The organism is Kribbella shirazensis, assembly GCF_011761605.1.
Classification (GTDB): domain Bacteria; phylum Actinomycetota; class Actinomycetes; order Propionibacteriales; family Kribbellaceae; genus Kribbella; species Kribbella shirazensis.
On record NZ_JAASRO010000001.1, the window covers coordinates 5,484,086 to 5,497,676 of the forward strand.

The following is a 13,591-nucleotide window of genomic DNA, read 5'->3' on the forward strand; positions in this document are numbered from 1 at the left end:
GCTTACTCATCGGCCGTCCGATCGTCGAGGCCGTCCTGGGCGCGGGAAACGAGAGCGCGGTACGACGAATCGCCGCGCAGAAGCTCGGTGTGGGTGCCGGCTGCGGAAACCTTGCCGTCGACCAGGACGATGACCTCGTCCGCACGGTCCAGTACGAGCGGCGACGTCGTCGTGACGACGGTCGTCAAGTCGCGCCTGGCTTCGCGGATCCGGTCGATCATGGCCGCCTCGGTGTTCGCGTCGACCGCGGACGTCGGCTCGACGGCGAGCAGGACGTCAGGTGCGGCATAGACGGCGCGGGCGAGCCGGATCCGTTGCCGCTGCCCACCGGACAGATCACTTCCGCCGGCGGCGATCTCCGCATCCAGACCATCGGGCAACGCCTCGACCACGTCCTCGGCGACGGCGACGCGGAGGGCCGCGCGAATCCGGCTGTCGTCAGGTTCCAGGCGGCCCGTGACGATGTCGCGGACGGTTCCGGCGAACACCTCGGCATCGTTGTCGGCGACAACCAAACGGCGCCGGAACTCCTCGCGGGCAACGTCCGCGATCCGCACACCCGCCCACGTCGTACCCGCGTCGGCTGGCAGGTTCCCGAGCCGCTCGACGACCGCGATCGCCTCCGCCGACTGGGTCGCGACCAGCGCAGTCAGCAGACCGGGACGAACGATCACTCCTGACACGGGATCGGCCAACGGCCCGCTGCCAGGTGTGGTCACTACATCGTGGTCGTCCTCAGCGACCGGCAGGTTGAGCAGGTCGATGATCCGTCGGCCGGCCACCCTTGCCCGCGCGATGTCGCTGCCGCCTTCGATGAAGAAGGCCACGGGGACCACGAGTACGGCGACATACCCGTAGACCGCGACGACGTCGCCGATCGTGATGGTCCCGGCCGCGGCCATCCGCGCCGACAGCCACACCACGGCGGCCAGGAACAGCGCCGGCAGCCCACCTGACAACGCCCCGACCCAACTGGTGGGCCCCGCGACCCGGTAACCGTGCCCCACCAAGCTCTGCGACTCCTGCCCGTACCGCTCCGCGACGAACGCCTTCCCGCCAAGACCGTTGAGGACACGAAGGCCCGCCAGTACGTCGACCAACCGGGTCGTCAATCGTCCCTGATGCACGCGGTACTCCCCACCCGTGCGTTCAATGCGGTGCAGGAACGGACCCACCGCGACAGCGAGCAACGGAACACCGGCGAGGATCACTGCGGCCAGCAACGGCGAAATCGTGAACAGCACGAACGCTACGACGGCGTACGCGATGACCGCGCCGACGCCAGGACCGGTGACGGTCAAGGCCTGCGCAACTGTGTACACGTCGGAGATGCCGACGGTCACCACCTCGCCTGCACTCACGCGACGCGTCAATGACGCACCCAGTCGCGAGGTGTGCCAGACGGTGGCCCGGACGGAGCGGAACGAGGCGTCCATGCGGATCTTGGTCATCGTGCGATGGCGAGCGATGCCGAGGAGCGCGTTCAGCACGGTGATGGCGAGCAGAACCAGGGCCCATCCGACGAGCGCCGCGGTGTCACCTGCGACGAGTCCTTCGTCCACAGCACGAGCCAGGACCCACGGGGGGACTGCCAACCCGACCGTCCAGCAGGTGCCCAGCACCGCACCCAACACAACACGCCGCGACTGGGACCGGACAAGCCAGTACATGAAGCGGAACGGGCCGGCCAGATCACCTGCCGCGGGCGGCGCCCAGGTCTCAGGCGTCCTGTCCAACCACTCGCGAACGCGCCCCATCTATCACACCCACTGCCGTGCACGCTCGCTGGCCACACCAGATCCTCTCAGCTAGTGAACCGATTCACAAGGAGGCCTCGCCGAGGGTCAGGATTCCGCGAGGGCGTTGACCGCGCGCTCGATGGCGGGGCGGATCTCGAGGGTGGGGTCGACGGTGAGCCGGTGCAGGATCAGCCCGTCGCCGAGTGCCATCAGGGCCCGGGTCGCCGGCACGGGGTCCGCGATGCCGACGGCGATCACGATCCGCTCCGTCCACCGCTCGAATTCGTGGCGCTGCCGCAGGAGCGACTCGCCGAGCTCAGGATCGCCGGCGAGTTCGAGGAACAGCGCGTAGCGCGCGCGGGTGCGGGCGGCGAACGGCCCGGTCTGCAGCTCGGCCACGGCGCACAAGCCGTCGATCAGCTCGTCGAGTTCAGTGATCGCAGGCATCGCAGCTGGGTCGAAGTCGGCACGTTCACGTTCGGCGATCCAGTCCACCACACCCGCAAGCAACGCCCGGCGGGTGCGGAACCAGTTCGAGGTCGACCCAGGAGGGAGACCTGCTTGTCCGTCGACCCGCGCATGGCTCAACGCGCGAACGCCCTGCGCACCGAGCAGCTCCACGGCTGCCTCGAGCGCACGTTCCCGGGTGGCCGCAGCCATAGACGATTCCTTCCTGCAGGCCTACTATAAAAATAGTAGTCCACCGCTCGAAGGAGGTGGCCATGGCCACGCCCGAGCCCTCCGTCATCCGTCCCGCCGACGCCTCGACCTGGTCGCCGCCGCTGCCCGAGGCGTCCGGCTTCGACCATCTCGTCGTGGAAACGCCCGGCCTGCACACTCACGTCGCCGCGATCGGCGAGGGCGAACCGGTAGTGCTGCTGCACGGGTTTCCGCAGCACTGGTGGCAATGGCGCGCCGTCGCTCCGGTCATCGCCGCGGCCGGCTACCGCGTCATCTGCCCTGACCTGCGTGGGGCGGGCTGGACCGTGGCCGACGATCCGCGGATCGAGCGCGAGACCCGGCTCCGCGACCTGCTCGCGCTGCTCGACGTACTCCAGATCGAGCGCGCACACCTCGTCTCCCACGACATGGGCGTCATCACCGCGATACAGCTGAGCTACGACCACCCCGAGCGGGTGCGGACAGCAGTGCAGCTCTCCGTACCGCCGGGATTCTTCAGCTTCAGCCCGAGGCTTGCTCCAGGCTTCCGGCACCTGCCCCAGTTCATCTGGCACCGCCCTGGCGCCTCACTGCGCGGAGTCTTCTCCGAGGCGTACGTCGCCCGCCCGATGCCGGAGGCAACGGTCGAAGCCCACCTCGCTCCGATGAGCCGCCCGGACATCGAGGGCGCGGTCCGTCCGCTCACCCGCGGCATGATCCTGCCCGAGGCCTTGCGCATGATGCGCGGAACCTACCGCCGCCGTCGCCTCGCCGTGCCGACCCTCGTCGTCTTCGGCCGCCGGGACCGTCCCTGGACCGAAGAGCTCATGGGACAGGTCTGCCGCAATCCGGACCGGTACGCCGACCGCGTCGAGTTCGCGTATGTCGACGACGCAGCCCACTTCATCACCGACGACGCCCCAGGCGCGGTCGCCGACCTCACCCTCGACTGGTTCGAACGAGCCACGTGATCATCCATTGTGCGCGCCGGCTCATGCGAGGCGGACGAAGACCGGGTCGGGGGCCGCGACGCGATCGCCGTCGCCGAGCTGGCTTGCGAGGCGCGCGGCACCACCTGGGCAGAACGGCGCGAGCTCAGACCTGATCGTGCGGCAGGCCTGGACGACGCGGCTGAGGAGACGGTGGATGCGGTGAGCGTCGCCGTCGGGGTCCTTGAGCGCTTTCCAGGGTGCTGCCGCGTTGAGCAGCTGATTGGCGAGGTTGACGGTGGCAATCAAGTGCGCGGTTGCCGACCGGAAGTCCGCGGTCCTGAGGGCGGCGTCGATCTTCGACCGCAGGGCAGCACGGGCTGTGTCCAGGTCGGCGCTGTCCCAGCCCGGTCCGATCACGGGTTCCTCGTCAAGGAGCAGTCGGCCGTCATAATGCTTGTGAAGCAGGGCGACGGTGCGGTTGGCGAGATTTCCGATTCCGCCGGCCAGGTCGGTGTTGTAGGCCTGGATCAGGCGCGCGGTGGTGAATTCGGTGTCGCCGAGCAGCGGTACTTCGCGGGTAATCCACCAGCGCAGGGCGTCCACGCCGTACGCCTTGACCAGGTCGACCGGATCGATGATGTTGCCGGTGCTCTTGGAGAGCTTGGCGCCGCCCACGTTGACGTAGTCGTGGACGTGGATGGTGGTCGGGAGTGGCTCGCCGGCTGAGAGCAGGAGACCGATCCAGTACACGGCGTGGAAACGCGTGATGCCTTTGCCGATGACGTGCACGCGTTCGCCGTCACCGTCCCACCAGAACTCGTAGTCCTCGCTGCGGCGGTCGACACCCAGTGCGGTGATGTAGTTGGTGAGGGCGTCCCACCAGACGTAGATCACCTGGCTCGGGTCACCCGGTACCGGGATGCCCCAGCCGCCCGCGCGAGCTGCCGGGCGGGAGACGCTGAAGTCCTGGAGGCCCTTGTCGAGGAGTGCGAGTACCTCGTTGCGCTTCTGGGGCGGATTGATCGTGACGGCGCCGGCGGTGATCGCGTCCTTGATGTGATCGCGGTAGCGGGAGAGACGGAAGAACCAGTTGGTCTCAGTTACCCGCTCAGGCTCCGTGCCGTGCTCCGGACAGACTCCGTCGATCAAGGCGTCCGGCTCGTAGAACTGCTCGCATCCGACGCAATAGAGGCCCGTGTAGGTGTCTTGGTAAAAGTCGCCTGCCTCCGCGCAGCGTTGCCACAAGTATTCGACGCCGGGGCGATGTCGCGGGTCAGATGATGTTCGGATGTAGTCGTCGTAACTCAGCTCGAGAATGCCTTGGAGTGCCTGGAAGCGGTCTGCGGCGCTGTTGACGAAGTCGGCTACCGGTTCTCCGGTCGTCCGGGCGGCGAGAACGTTCTTCAATGCGTGGTCGTCGGTGCCGGACAGGAAGCGGACCGGCTGGCCGCGGAGCCTCCGATGGCGGGCGAGTACGTCGGCCTGCACGCTTTCCAGCGCGTGCCCGAGGTGCGGCGCCGCGTTCACGTAGGGGATAGCGGTGGTGATGTAGTACGGGTTCACGGTGGGTCCCTTCCCTGTCACGTCGGCAGGGAGCCCCACATCGCGTCGAGCCCACCGCCATGGGCTCGACTGCCTGATATCAGCGCGCGACGAAATGCCCCAGCAAGGGGGCCATCATTCGCTGCGCGGTAATCATGTCTACAGAGGCTACCGGCACCTTCACCTTCCGACGAATCTGTTTTCCACATGCCCGCGGCTTCCCGTCCCCAGGCCTGGCTCGTTGCTATGGTTCGGGCCTGCCCGCTGAGAAGGAGCGCTTGGTGCCGAAGACCGATTACGACGAATTCGCCGAGGCGTACGCCGCCGACAACGAGGTCAACCTGCTCAACGGCCACTACGAACGGCCGGCGATGCTGAACCTCGCCGGTGACGTGAGCGGCCGTCGCATCCTCGACGTCGGCTGTGGCTCCGGTCCGCTGTCGGCGGCGCTCCGTGACAAGGGCGCGATCATCGCCGGCTTCGACCTGAGCGCGGCCATGATCGAGCTGGCCCGCCGAAGGCTGGGCGAGGACGCCGACCTCAGAGTCGCCGACCTGGCCAAGCCGCTCCCGTACGACGACGCCGCATTCGACGACGTCGTCGCGTCACTCGTCCTGCACTATCTGCAGGACTGGACCGAGCCGCTGGCCGAGCTCCGCCGGGTGCTGAAGCCGGGCGGACGCCTCATCCTGTCGCTGAACCACCCGTTCGTCTACACGGCGTTGAACCCCGACGGCCAGTACTTCGACGTCGCCGAATTCTCCTTCGACGCCGAACACGCCGGCCACACGGTCGTCTACACGATCTGGCACCGGCCGCTCCAGGCGATGTCCGATGCCTTCACCGCGGCAGGCTTCCGCATCTCGGCCATCAGCGAGCCACCGATCTCCCCGGACACACCGATCGAGCTACGCCCGAAGAACATGAAGCACCCAGCACGATTCATCAGCTTCATCTTCTTCGTCCTCGAGGCGTGCTGACCCGCACCGGACCTACCGGGGGAGTAGCTAGCGTCCGGAACCAGGCCGGGTCTCAGCGTTGGGTGTGTTGCTCAGCTCGTCCGTGAGGCGGTTGACGGCGTCCTCAGCCGATGGCGCGGGCCAGAAGACCTGCTCCTGCCTGCGGGGATCGGCGACGTACCGACCTGTCTCGAACCAGCCGAACATCGCGGCCATGTCCTTCACGATGGGCATGAACCGGCCGACAACGGCGCCCGAACCGCGGATGACGACGGATGGCACGGCCCACACCTTGATCGATTTCCCGGCACGAGCACCCATGAGATCCGCCAGTTCCCGCACACTGACCGGGCGGTCCCAGCCGATGTCGATCCGCTCACCGTCACTCACTTCGGCGTCGACCGCGGCCGCCAAGTAGGCCGCAAGGTCAGAGGTGTGGACGAAGGTCAGCGGAACGGTCGGCTTGCCCAGCCAGGTCAAGCGGCCCTTGTCGACCGGGTTGCCGGCCATGCTCGCGATCTGGTCGACGAACGCCCCGGGGCGCAGGGCGACGAACGGGACTCCGAGCTGTTCGAGCTTGTCCTCGGCGAGCTTCTTGTGCCAGAAGTGCGGGACGTTCGGGGTCTGGTCACTGGTCAAGATGCTGGTCAGAACGAATCTCCGGACACCGGCCCGCTGCGCCGCCTCGGCGAGGTTGGCGTTGCCGAGGGTGTCGATGGCGTCTGCGTTCTTGCCGCCGCGGGTGTAGCCGGCCGCGGTGGTGATGACGGCATCCACCCCCTGCATGGCGGCGACGAGTGAGTCCAGGTCGAGCATGTCGCCGCGGGCGATGTCGACACCCCGGCTCTGGAGCCGGCCGGCGTCGGTCGTCGTACGGACCAGGGCACGCACGCTCTTGCCGCGGTTGAGGAGTTCGTCGACAACCTTGCCGCCGAGGAAGCCGGTCGCGCCGACGACGAGGACCGGGCGGGTCTGAGGGGGAGTGGTCATGAGCACTCACGTTCTTTCGGGGGATTGGGTCCTGTTGGTGATCGCTTCGACGACGGAGTACGCGGCCTTCTCGAGGGCTTCGGCTTGCCGCGGCGAGAGGTTCTGCACCGTGACTTCCTCGAGGTCTCGCCACATGGCCGCGATGGGCTCGCGCAGCGCGGCTCCCTTGTCGGTGAGCCGGACGACCATCACCCTGCGGTCGTGGTCAGCGGGCTCGCGGACGAGCAGACCGGCGTCCTGCATCCGGCGCAGCGTCTTGGACAGCGTGGAGGGGTCGAGACCGATACTCGCGAGCAGCTCGGACTGCGTCTGTGCGTCCCGGTCGTTGAGGTGCATGAGGACAAGTTCTTGTCCCGGGTGCAGTCCCATCTGCCGGAGCAGGGTGGCGGCGTACCCGCGATGGGCGCGGTGAAGCTGGAAGATCGCGTAACTGACCCGGCCCTCGGCGAAGGCGCTCGGTTCCGCGGTCGACATACGTGCCTCCTCAATCGGCGGTTACCAGAGACTGTAGCCGATATGTGGCTAGCCAACTATCTCGTCCACGTGACATGGTGGGGTCCATGACCCGAATCCTCATGATCGGCATCCACGCGCGAGCGCTCGACTACAGCAAACTTCCTCCAGACCTCGACGAGGCGACGATGACCGAGCGCATCGAGGCAGGTTTCGGGGCGACCGTCGCCGCCGGCTTCGACGCCGTCTCCTGCCTGATCGGCACCTCGCCGGACGAGGCCGAAGCAGAAATCCGCGCCGCCTTCGCCCGCGACCGTTTCGGCCTGGTCATGATCGGCGGCGGCATCAGAATGGTCCCGGACTACACCGAACTCTTCGAGCGAGTCATCAACACCTGCAACACCGAGTCCCCAGGAATCACCTTCTGCTTCAACCAGTCACCCGAAACAACCCTGGACGCCCTGAAACGCCACGTCCAACCCCAAACCTCGACGACGTGAGCAACCCGGGGGAGCCGGAGCAGGACGAGCATCTCATTGCTGGAGGCATCAATCAGGTTGTTCGGATCGGGCAGACCATTCGACGTCCAATGGGCCCTTGGTCAGAGTCCGTCCATGAACTCCTCAAGCATCTCGAAGCCAGGGGATTCGCAGGCGCTCCGCGTTTTCTCGGCGTAGACCATGAAGGGCGAGAAATCCATTCCGCGGTGGCGGGCGAGACTCCGTGGCCGCCCGGTCCTGCGCTGCTCTCGACTGCGTTGCTCGAAAGCGCCGCCAGTCTGTTACGCAGGTACCACGACGCTGTCGACGGCTGGAGCCCAGCGACAGGCAGCTGGCAGTTCGCACCGGTGCCGGTAGGTGAACCGGAAGTCATATGCCATAACGACCTGGCTCCATGGAATCTGATAGCCCGCGACGGCGAGACGGTTGCATTCGTTGATTGGGACACCGCGGCGCCAGGCCCCCGCACGTGGGATCTGGCGTACCTCGCCTACACCTTGGTCCCGCTGGCTGCCCCTGGAAATCTCGAACCCATGGGTTGGCCGGGCCGTGTTCCAACCCGCGAGCGATTGAAGCACATCCGCGACGCCTACGGCTGCACGCCGAAGCAATGGCAAGCGGTCATCGCCACCATCCCGGCTCGCGTCCGAGCCGCGTACGACACGATGCGGATCTGGGCAGCCGAAGACCGGCCCGGCTGGCGAGCGCAATGGGAACAACCCGAGCCCTGGCGACACGGTGCCGGATACCTGCGCGACATCGCTCACATCCAGAACTCAATCGAGTCCTGGCGAACAACCGACTGACCCCACGCCGGCCCCGCACGGGTCAGCTGTCCGGGCACCGACGACGTACCGGCTGTGACGTAGCGGCTAATCGGTTGCGACCTGGAGGGCGTGCAGGATGCTCGGCAGGCTGCCCGAGTGGGCCAGCTTCAAGTCCACGAGGTCACTGGGCCGGAACCAGCGAAGATCGTCGTGCTCGTCGGGTGCGGCGTTGACAGGTTCTCCGTCCCAGCGCGTGACGAGGAAGGCGTGCATGTTCAGGTTCGGATCGCTGATCGTCATCGGGATGGGTACGGGGTCGTAGACCTGGACCCCGACTTCCTCGAGGCATTCTCGACTGACAGCCTGGTGAGGCAACTCGCCCGACTCGACATGTCCACCGACGAGGTCCCAGCAGTCGGGATACCACCGACGCGACGGGTGCCGATGCACGAGGAGAACCAGGCCGTCACGCACGAGCGCGCCGACTGCGATCGAAGTCCGGGCAACCATGCCCGCACTCTAAACGCGAACGCAGTCCCATGCCGCGTTGCGTGCACGGCGTACGTCGAAGCCGGCCAATCAGCCCCGCATCGTCAAGTCTGGCTTGCGGCGTACGTGGCGCCGAAGCTTCTGGCGTCTATTCGATCGTGGCGGGGGACTAGCTGAGAACCTCGGACATGATCCCGGTGGGCGCGAGCTTGGCCCGCAGCCGGTCTGCATATAGCCCAGTTCGAGTTGTCTGCCAGGGGAAGACCCATGTGACTGCTGAGATGCACGGCAGTCTGGTAGTTCCGGAGCTCGGCAGCGAGCCGGATGGTCACCGGGTCGTCGGCGATGGACACGTCGTCCCAGGGCAGGGTGATGATGTCTTCGAGCGGGTTGGCCGAGGACAAGCAGAACAATCGCGACGTCCCGTGGTCGTCGATCGTCCCATTCACCTGGCGCGAGTGTGCAAGGCTGACGAACGTGGAGCGTGTTTTTCCTGACGGTGCCGCCGACGAGCGTGGCGTTCTGACCGGGTTCCTCGATTGGCAACGAGTAACAGTGCGTCGAAAGGTGGACGGTTTGCCGATCGAACTGGCCGATCGCGCCCTGCTGAACACGTCCCCGCGCATGACGGTCGCCGGGGTCGTTTCGCATCTTCGGCAGACCGAGCACGACTGGTTCGCTGGGAGCTTTCCGTCTCTCGTGGACGAACCCTTCATGCGGGACCAGGACGGAGGTTGGCCAACTGGTGGTCGCGCAATCGCCGACCTGTTGAGCGGCTACGACGCCGAGTGTGCGCAGTCAAGGCGCATCGTTGCTCAATTGACTCTCGACACGATGCAGCATTTCACGCCACCACAGTTCGCCCCGGTATCGGTGCGATGGATCCTGACCCACATGATCGAAGAGACAGCCCGCCACCTCGGCCACTTGGACATCCTGCGTGAGCAACTCGACGGCGCCCGCGGCTACTAACGGCCGACCCGATAGCTGGCAGGGACGGGGAGTTGATGAGCTGGGAGCGTCCCAGAGCAGACCGCCGACGCGCCTGGGGGATGGCTAGGTGGCAGGCGCCTGGCGACGCCGGTACAGCCACATCGCACCGAGCGCAATGCCCGCGCCGCCGACTGCGGACGCGCCCGACTGCAGAACCTCAGCACCGTAGTCGTCTGATGCACTGCTGGCGCGACGCACCTCGTACGCAGGGTCGTAGTTCGGGTAGTTCGGCGGGCCCGGAATGTGCGGCGTGACCGTGGTGTCCTGCGGGATGACGTCGGGAACCCGGGCCGATGCTTCGGTCGCGGTCAGCCCGATGGCGCCCAGCGCGAGAGCCGATACGGCCAGGGTTGTGAGCGTGCGGTTCATGATTCCTCCCCTGAGGAGTCGCAGCGGCGGGGTTGCCGCTCTGGCTTCAGCGTCGGCTCTACGCCGCCATCGCCACATCGGGTGCGGATCCTTATAAGGCGGTGGACGAACCCTTAGATTTCGAGGTACGGCCGGCATGCAGACATGCAGACATCTGATTCGTTTCGATGGAGACTGCTGGGGTGGGTGGGGTTGCAATCGCGCCGCTGCCGGGTATCGCAGGCCGGATCGAGGAGGGCAAGGTCCTCACGGCGGCGACTGGCGCTGCGGCCGCGGGAAGACCGTGTGCGGTGTTCGTGCACGGGGAGGCTGGCGTGGGTAAGACGCGCCTGGTACGCGCTGTGTGTGACCACGCGGCGTCAAATGGCGCGGCAGTCCTCTGGGGTCGTGGCATTCGATTTGGCGCGGTCGACGCGCCGTACGTCGCGATGATCGGTGCGTTGGAAGGCTGGCTGGAGTCGGCCGAGCCATCGGAGCGGGCCGGCGCGCTGGCGGCAGTTCCAGCCGCCGCCGAGCTCCTGCCCTCTTTGGGCGGGCAGCCGACGCGAGGCACGGTCCGGCTGCTTCCGGTGATCGACGGACTGTTGCAGGCGCTGACTTCGCAGCGACCGGCGGTGCTTGTCGTGGATGACGTCCAGTGGGCCGACCTGGCCTCGCGTGACGCGATCACGTATCTGGTAGCCGGGTTCCGCAGCCAGCGGCTGGCCGTACTGACGACGTACCGCGACGAGGAGGTCGCGGCGGGGGATCCTCTGAATGTCTGGCTGGCCGATCTCATCCGGCTGCCCTCGGTGTCCTCGTTGCGTTTGGCCCGAATGGGTCGTGACGAGACCGAGCAGCAGCTGGCGCTGTTGCTCGGCAGCCAGCCTGATCCGGACCTGGTAGCAGCGGTGATGGGGCGCTCCGAGGGCAACCCCTACTTCACGGAACTGCTGGTCGAGGGGCTGACGGCGGCGGACCAGAGCCTGCCCGCCGATCTGCCGGACGAGTTGGCCGGTGCGCTGCTGGCCGCCTGGCACCGATTGGATGCACCGTCCCGAGAGGTGGTGAGACTACTGGCGGTCTGCGGGCGCCCGGCTTCGGTGGACGATCTGGTCGAGGTGGCCGCCGCACGCGGCATCGGCGCCGAGACGGTGACCGTTGCGCTGGTCGCAGCAACGAAGAACGGGATCTGCGTGGCGCATGGTGCTGAGTTGTGCTGGTTCCGTCATCCGCTGCTCGCCGAGGTCCTGAACGCCACGTTCGTGCCGGGCGAGGCGGTGCCCATCCATACCGCGTGGGCCCGGGCGCTGGAAAGCCGAACAGCCACAGCTATCGACGAACTGCGCCGGTTCGGCGAGCTTGCACGTCACTACGAAGGTGCCCACCGTCCAGCGGCGAGCCTGGCTGCGTCGCTGCGCGCCGCGGATCTTGCCAAGCAACTGAAGGCCCTGGCAGAGGAGGCGGTTCATCTACGCCGGGCGGTGCGCCTGTGGCCAACCGTCCATGCTGCGGATGCACAACCACCGGATCGTGAGCTCGATCTGCTCGAGCGCCTGGCCTCCGTGTCGGATCTGGTCGGAGATGGCGAAGAGACCCACGCAGCCTGGAGTCGTTCCCTGCAACTCGTCGACGAACGCCGAGATCCTCTTCGGGCCAGCCGGATCGTGAGAGAAGCGGCTTTGTCGGAGTGGTGGTCGGGCCGCCGCAGCAGTCAACCGTTCGAGGCCCTTGAGCAGGCCGTCAGACTCGCTGAGCCGTTCCCGGACAGCACGGAGTATGCGGCCGCGCTTGCCGAGCTCAGCGTTGGCCACAACTGGGCCGATTCGTTCGAGGCTGCGCGGCTGTACGCCGACGAGGCCACCCGGGCGGCCCAGCGCTCAGGATCGCCTGAGGCGTTGGCGCGGGCCTACCGCGCTCTGGCCGAAGCGTACGAGCGGGACGAGCGCGCTGATGCCGCCTCGGCTGAAGCCCTCCGCCACGCACGGCTCACGGGCCACCCAGGCCGCATGCTTCTGGCTCGGTGGGCCAGAATGGCTTACCTCGCCCCACGACGCCGCCTCACCGACATCGTGCAACTGGACGCCGACGGGCTGCGCGAGACGCTCGACGAAGGCGCCACGAACGTGGCGGCCTTCCACGCGGGCGACCTCGCCCGCCATCTCCTCCTGCTTGGACGCCACACAGAGGCCGACCAAGCTGTCCGTGAAGGACTGACTCTTGCCGGGGATGCGACCATGCGTGCTGTCGCCCGGCTGGCCGCGGTGTTGCTGGCCGTACGCCGTGGCGACCTCGACCAGGCCCGTTCGCACGTACGGCGCCTCCACGAGCTGATACCGAACCTCGAGCACCGCGCGGGATTGTGGGCGCCGCCGACCCTCGCGGAACACCTGCTCGCGGAGAACCGGCCGGATCAAGCCCTGGAACTGCTCGCCGACACGATGGTCATCCAGATGTCCCGCGCACGAGTTGCCGACGAGATGGTCATGTTGAGCGCACGCGCGGCCGCCGACCTCGCCGACCAGGCACGTGACCGTCGGGACCGCGACGGCGTGACGCGCGCCCAACAATCGCTCGAGGACATCGTCGAGCGGCGCCGGAAGCTCGAACCGCCCCCGTTCGCTCGGATCACGAACGATGATCTGATCACCCCGGCTGTCGAGGCGCTCCACGCCGCAGAGACCGCGCGATGCCTGGGGCAACGAGGGACCTCGACTCTCTGGGCCGAGACGGCCAACCGCTGCGCTGGTGCCGGGATGCGCTGGGACGAGGCGGTTGCCTCCCACCGCTGGGCACAGGCCTTACTGACCGATGGCGCGAGTAGGGCCGCCATCGCGGTGCCGCTGCGATCGGCGTACCGCCTCGCCGACGAGATGTCTGCCGGCCCGCTCCGGCATGAGATGGAGAAACTGGCGACAATTGCCAGGATCTCTCTCGACGAGCCGCACCCCGCTACGGTCGACAAGCACGACGATGCCCCGGAAGTCTTCAGGTCTCTCACTCGACGCGAGCGCGAGATCCTCGCCCATCTGGTCTCCGGCCGGACGTACGCCGAGATCGCAGCTGCCCTGTTCATCAGCGAGAAGACCGTCAGCGCGCACGTCTCGAACCTGCTTCGCAAAACCGGGACCTCGTCCAGACGCGATGTGGCCGCCCTGGCCAGCAGACTCGGCTACCCGCCACCTCACTGAGCAGCCAGCCCGGGAGTTGATGTACCGG

General features: G+C 67.2%; 13 protein-coding genes. 6 read left to right on the forward strand and 7 right to left on the reverse strand.

The window, feature by feature from the left end; genetic code table 11:
- Nucleotides 1–2: 2 nt before the first annotated feature.
- A complete protein-coding gene (locus BJY22_RS26470) occupies nt 3–1,757 on the reverse strand; it encodes an ABC transporter ATP-binding protein (RefSeq protein WP_167211607.1) in 1,755 nt (584 codons plus the stop codon).
- An 87-nt stretch (nt 1,758–1,844) separates the two neighbouring features.
- A complete protein-coding gene (locus tag BJY22_RS26475; RefSeq protein WP_167211610.1) occupies nt 1,845–2,399 on the reverse strand; it encodes a TetR/AcrR family transcriptional regulator in 555 nt (184 codons plus the stop codon).
- A 62-nt stretch (nt 2,400–2,461) separates the two neighbouring features.
- Here BJY22_RS26475 and BJY22_RS26480 point away from each other — a divergent pair, with 62 nt between their 5' ends.
- Nucleotides 2,462–3,370 carry an alpha/beta fold hydrolase gene (locus BJY22_RS26480; RefSeq protein WP_167211613.1) on the forward strand — a complete coding sequence of 303 codons (909 nt, stop codon included), beginning with the start codon at nt 2,462–2,464 and terminating at the stop codon, nt 3,368–3,370.
- A 21-nt stretch (nt 3,371–3,391) separates the two neighbouring features.
- On the opposite strand, the gene BJY22_RS26485 is transcribed toward BJY22_RS26480, so the two are convergent.
- Entirely contained in the window at nt 3,392–4,915 is a 1,524-nt protein-coding gene (locus tag BJY22_RS26485) for a class I tRNA ligase family protein (protein ID WP_202891267.1), read from the reverse strand.
- A gap of 239 nt (nt 4,916–5,154) precedes the next feature.
- On the opposite strand from BJY22_RS26485, the gene BJY22_RS26490 reads away from it, so the two are divergent.
- Nucleotides 5,155–5,853, forward strand: coding sequence for a class I SAM-dependent methyltransferase (locus BJY22_RS26490; protein WP_337759135.1), 699 nt, complete (start codon nt 5,155–5,157; stop codon nt 5,851–5,853).
- Between the two features lie 27 nt (nt 5,854–5,880).
- On the opposite strand, the gene BJY22_RS26495 is transcribed toward BJY22_RS26490, so the two are convergent.
- Nucleotides 5,881–6,822 carry an SDR family oxidoreductase gene (locus BJY22_RS26495; protein ID WP_167211619.1) on the reverse strand — a complete coding sequence of 314 codons (942 nt, stop codon included), beginning with the start codon at nt 6,820–6,822 and terminating at the stop codon, nt 5,881–5,883.
- A gap of 6 nt (nt 6,823–6,828) precedes the next feature.
- Nucleotides 6,829–7,296, reverse strand: coding sequence for a MarR family winged helix-turn-helix transcriptional regulator (locus tag BJY22_RS26500; RefSeq protein ID WP_167211622.1), 468 nt, complete (start codon nt 7,294–7,296; stop codon nt 6,829–6,831).
- Between the two features lie 86 nt (nt 7,297–7,382).
- Here BJY22_RS26500 and BJY22_RS26505 point away from each other — a divergent pair, with 86 nt between their 5' ends.
- Complete coding sequence (locus BJY22_RS26505) at nt 7,383–7,775, forward strand: hypothetical protein (protein ID WP_167211625.1); 393 nt, start codon at nt 7,383–7,385, stop codon at nt 7,773–7,775.
- Nucleotides 7,772–8,581, forward strand: coding sequence for a phosphotransferase (locus tag BJY22_RS26510; protein ID WP_167211628.1), 810 nt, complete (start codon nt 7,772–7,774; stop codon nt 8,579–8,581). The genes BJY22_RS26505 and BJY22_RS26510 overlap by 4 nt, the downstream gene beginning before the upstream one ends.
- A 66-nt stretch (nt 8,582–8,647) precedes the next feature.
- On the opposite strand, the gene BJY22_RS26515 is transcribed toward BJY22_RS26510, so the two are convergent.
- Nucleotides 8,648–9,052 (reverse strand): NUDIX hydrolase, encoded by a 405-nt coding sequence (locus BJY22_RS26515; RefSeq protein WP_167211631.1) that lies wholly within the window; start codon nt 9,050–9,052, stop codon nt 8,648–8,650.
- 324 nt (nt 9,053–9,376) lie between these two features.
- On the opposite strand from BJY22_RS26515, the gene BJY22_RS26520 reads away from it, so the two are divergent.
- Entirely contained in the window at nt 9,377–10,003 is a 627-nt protein-coding gene (locus BJY22_RS26520; RefSeq protein ID WP_238350465.1) for a DinB family protein, read from the forward strand.
- Between the two features lie 84 nt (nt 10,004–10,087).
- Here BJY22_RS26520 and BJY22_RS26525 read toward each other — a convergent pair whose 3' ends face one another.
- The gene (locus tag BJY22_RS26525) at nt 10,088–10,393 is read right to left on the reverse strand and encodes a hypothetical protein (RefSeq protein WP_167211633.1); all 306 of its coding nucleotides are present in this window, start codon (nt 10,391–10,393) and stop codon (nt 10,088–10,090) included.
- A 167-nt stretch (nt 10,394–10,560) separates the two neighbouring features.
- Between BJY22_RS26525 and BJY22_RS42615 the strand changes: the two genes are divergently transcribed.
- Complete coding sequence (locus tag BJY22_RS42615) at nt 10,561–13,563, forward strand: helix-turn-helix transcriptional regulator (RefSeq protein ID WP_167211636.1); 3,003 nt, start codon at nt 10,561–10,563, stop codon at nt 13,561–13,563.
- Nucleotides 13,564–13,591 lie beyond the last annotated feature (28 nt).

What these genes read in the sequence shown, in the direction of transcription:
- BJY22_RS26470 (WP_167211607.1), bottom strand. Translation starts at nt 1,757, where the DNA reads ATGGGGCGCGTTCGCGAGTGGTTGGACAGGACGCCTGAGACCTGGGCG.
- BJY22_RS26475 (WP_167211610.1), bottom strand. Translation starts at nt 2,399, where the DNA reads ATGGCTGCGGCCACCCGGGAACGTGCGCTCGAGGCAGCCGTGGAGCTG.
- BJY22_RS26480 (WP_167211613.1), top strand. Translation starts at nt 2,462, where the DNA reads ATGGCCACGCCCGAGCCCTCCGTCATCCGTCCCGCCGACGCCTCGACC.
- BJY22_RS26495 (WP_167211619.1), bottom strand. Translation starts at nt 6,822, where the DNA reads ATGACCACTCCCCCTCAGACCCGCCCGGTCCTCGTCGTCGGCGCGACC.
- BJY22_RS26500 (WP_167211622.1), bottom strand. Translation starts at nt 7,296, where the DNA reads ATGTCGACCGCGGAACCGAGCGCCTTCGCCGAGGGCCGGGTCAGTTAC.
- BJY22_RS26505 (WP_167211625.1), top strand. Translation starts at nt 7,383, where the DNA reads ATGACCCGAATCCTCATGATCGGCATCCACGCGCGAGCGCTCGACTAC.
- BJY22_RS26515 (WP_167211631.1), bottom strand. Translation starts at nt 9,052, where the DNA reads ATGGTTGCCCGGACTTCGATCGCAGTCGGCGCGCTCGTGCGTGACGGC.
- BJY22_RS26520 (WP_238350465.1), top strand. Translation starts at nt 9,377, where the DNA reads ATGGACACGTCGTCCCAGGGCAGGGTGATGATGTCTTCGAGCGGGTTG.
- BJY22_RS26525 (WP_167211633.1), bottom strand. Translation starts at nt 10,393, where the DNA reads ATGAACCGCACGCTCACAACCCTGGCCGTATCGGCTCTCGCGCTGGGC.
- BJY22_RS42615 (WP_167211636.1), top strand. Translation starts at nt 10,561, where the DNA reads ATGGAGACTGCTGGGGTGGGTGGGGTTGCAATCGCGCCGCTGCCGGGT.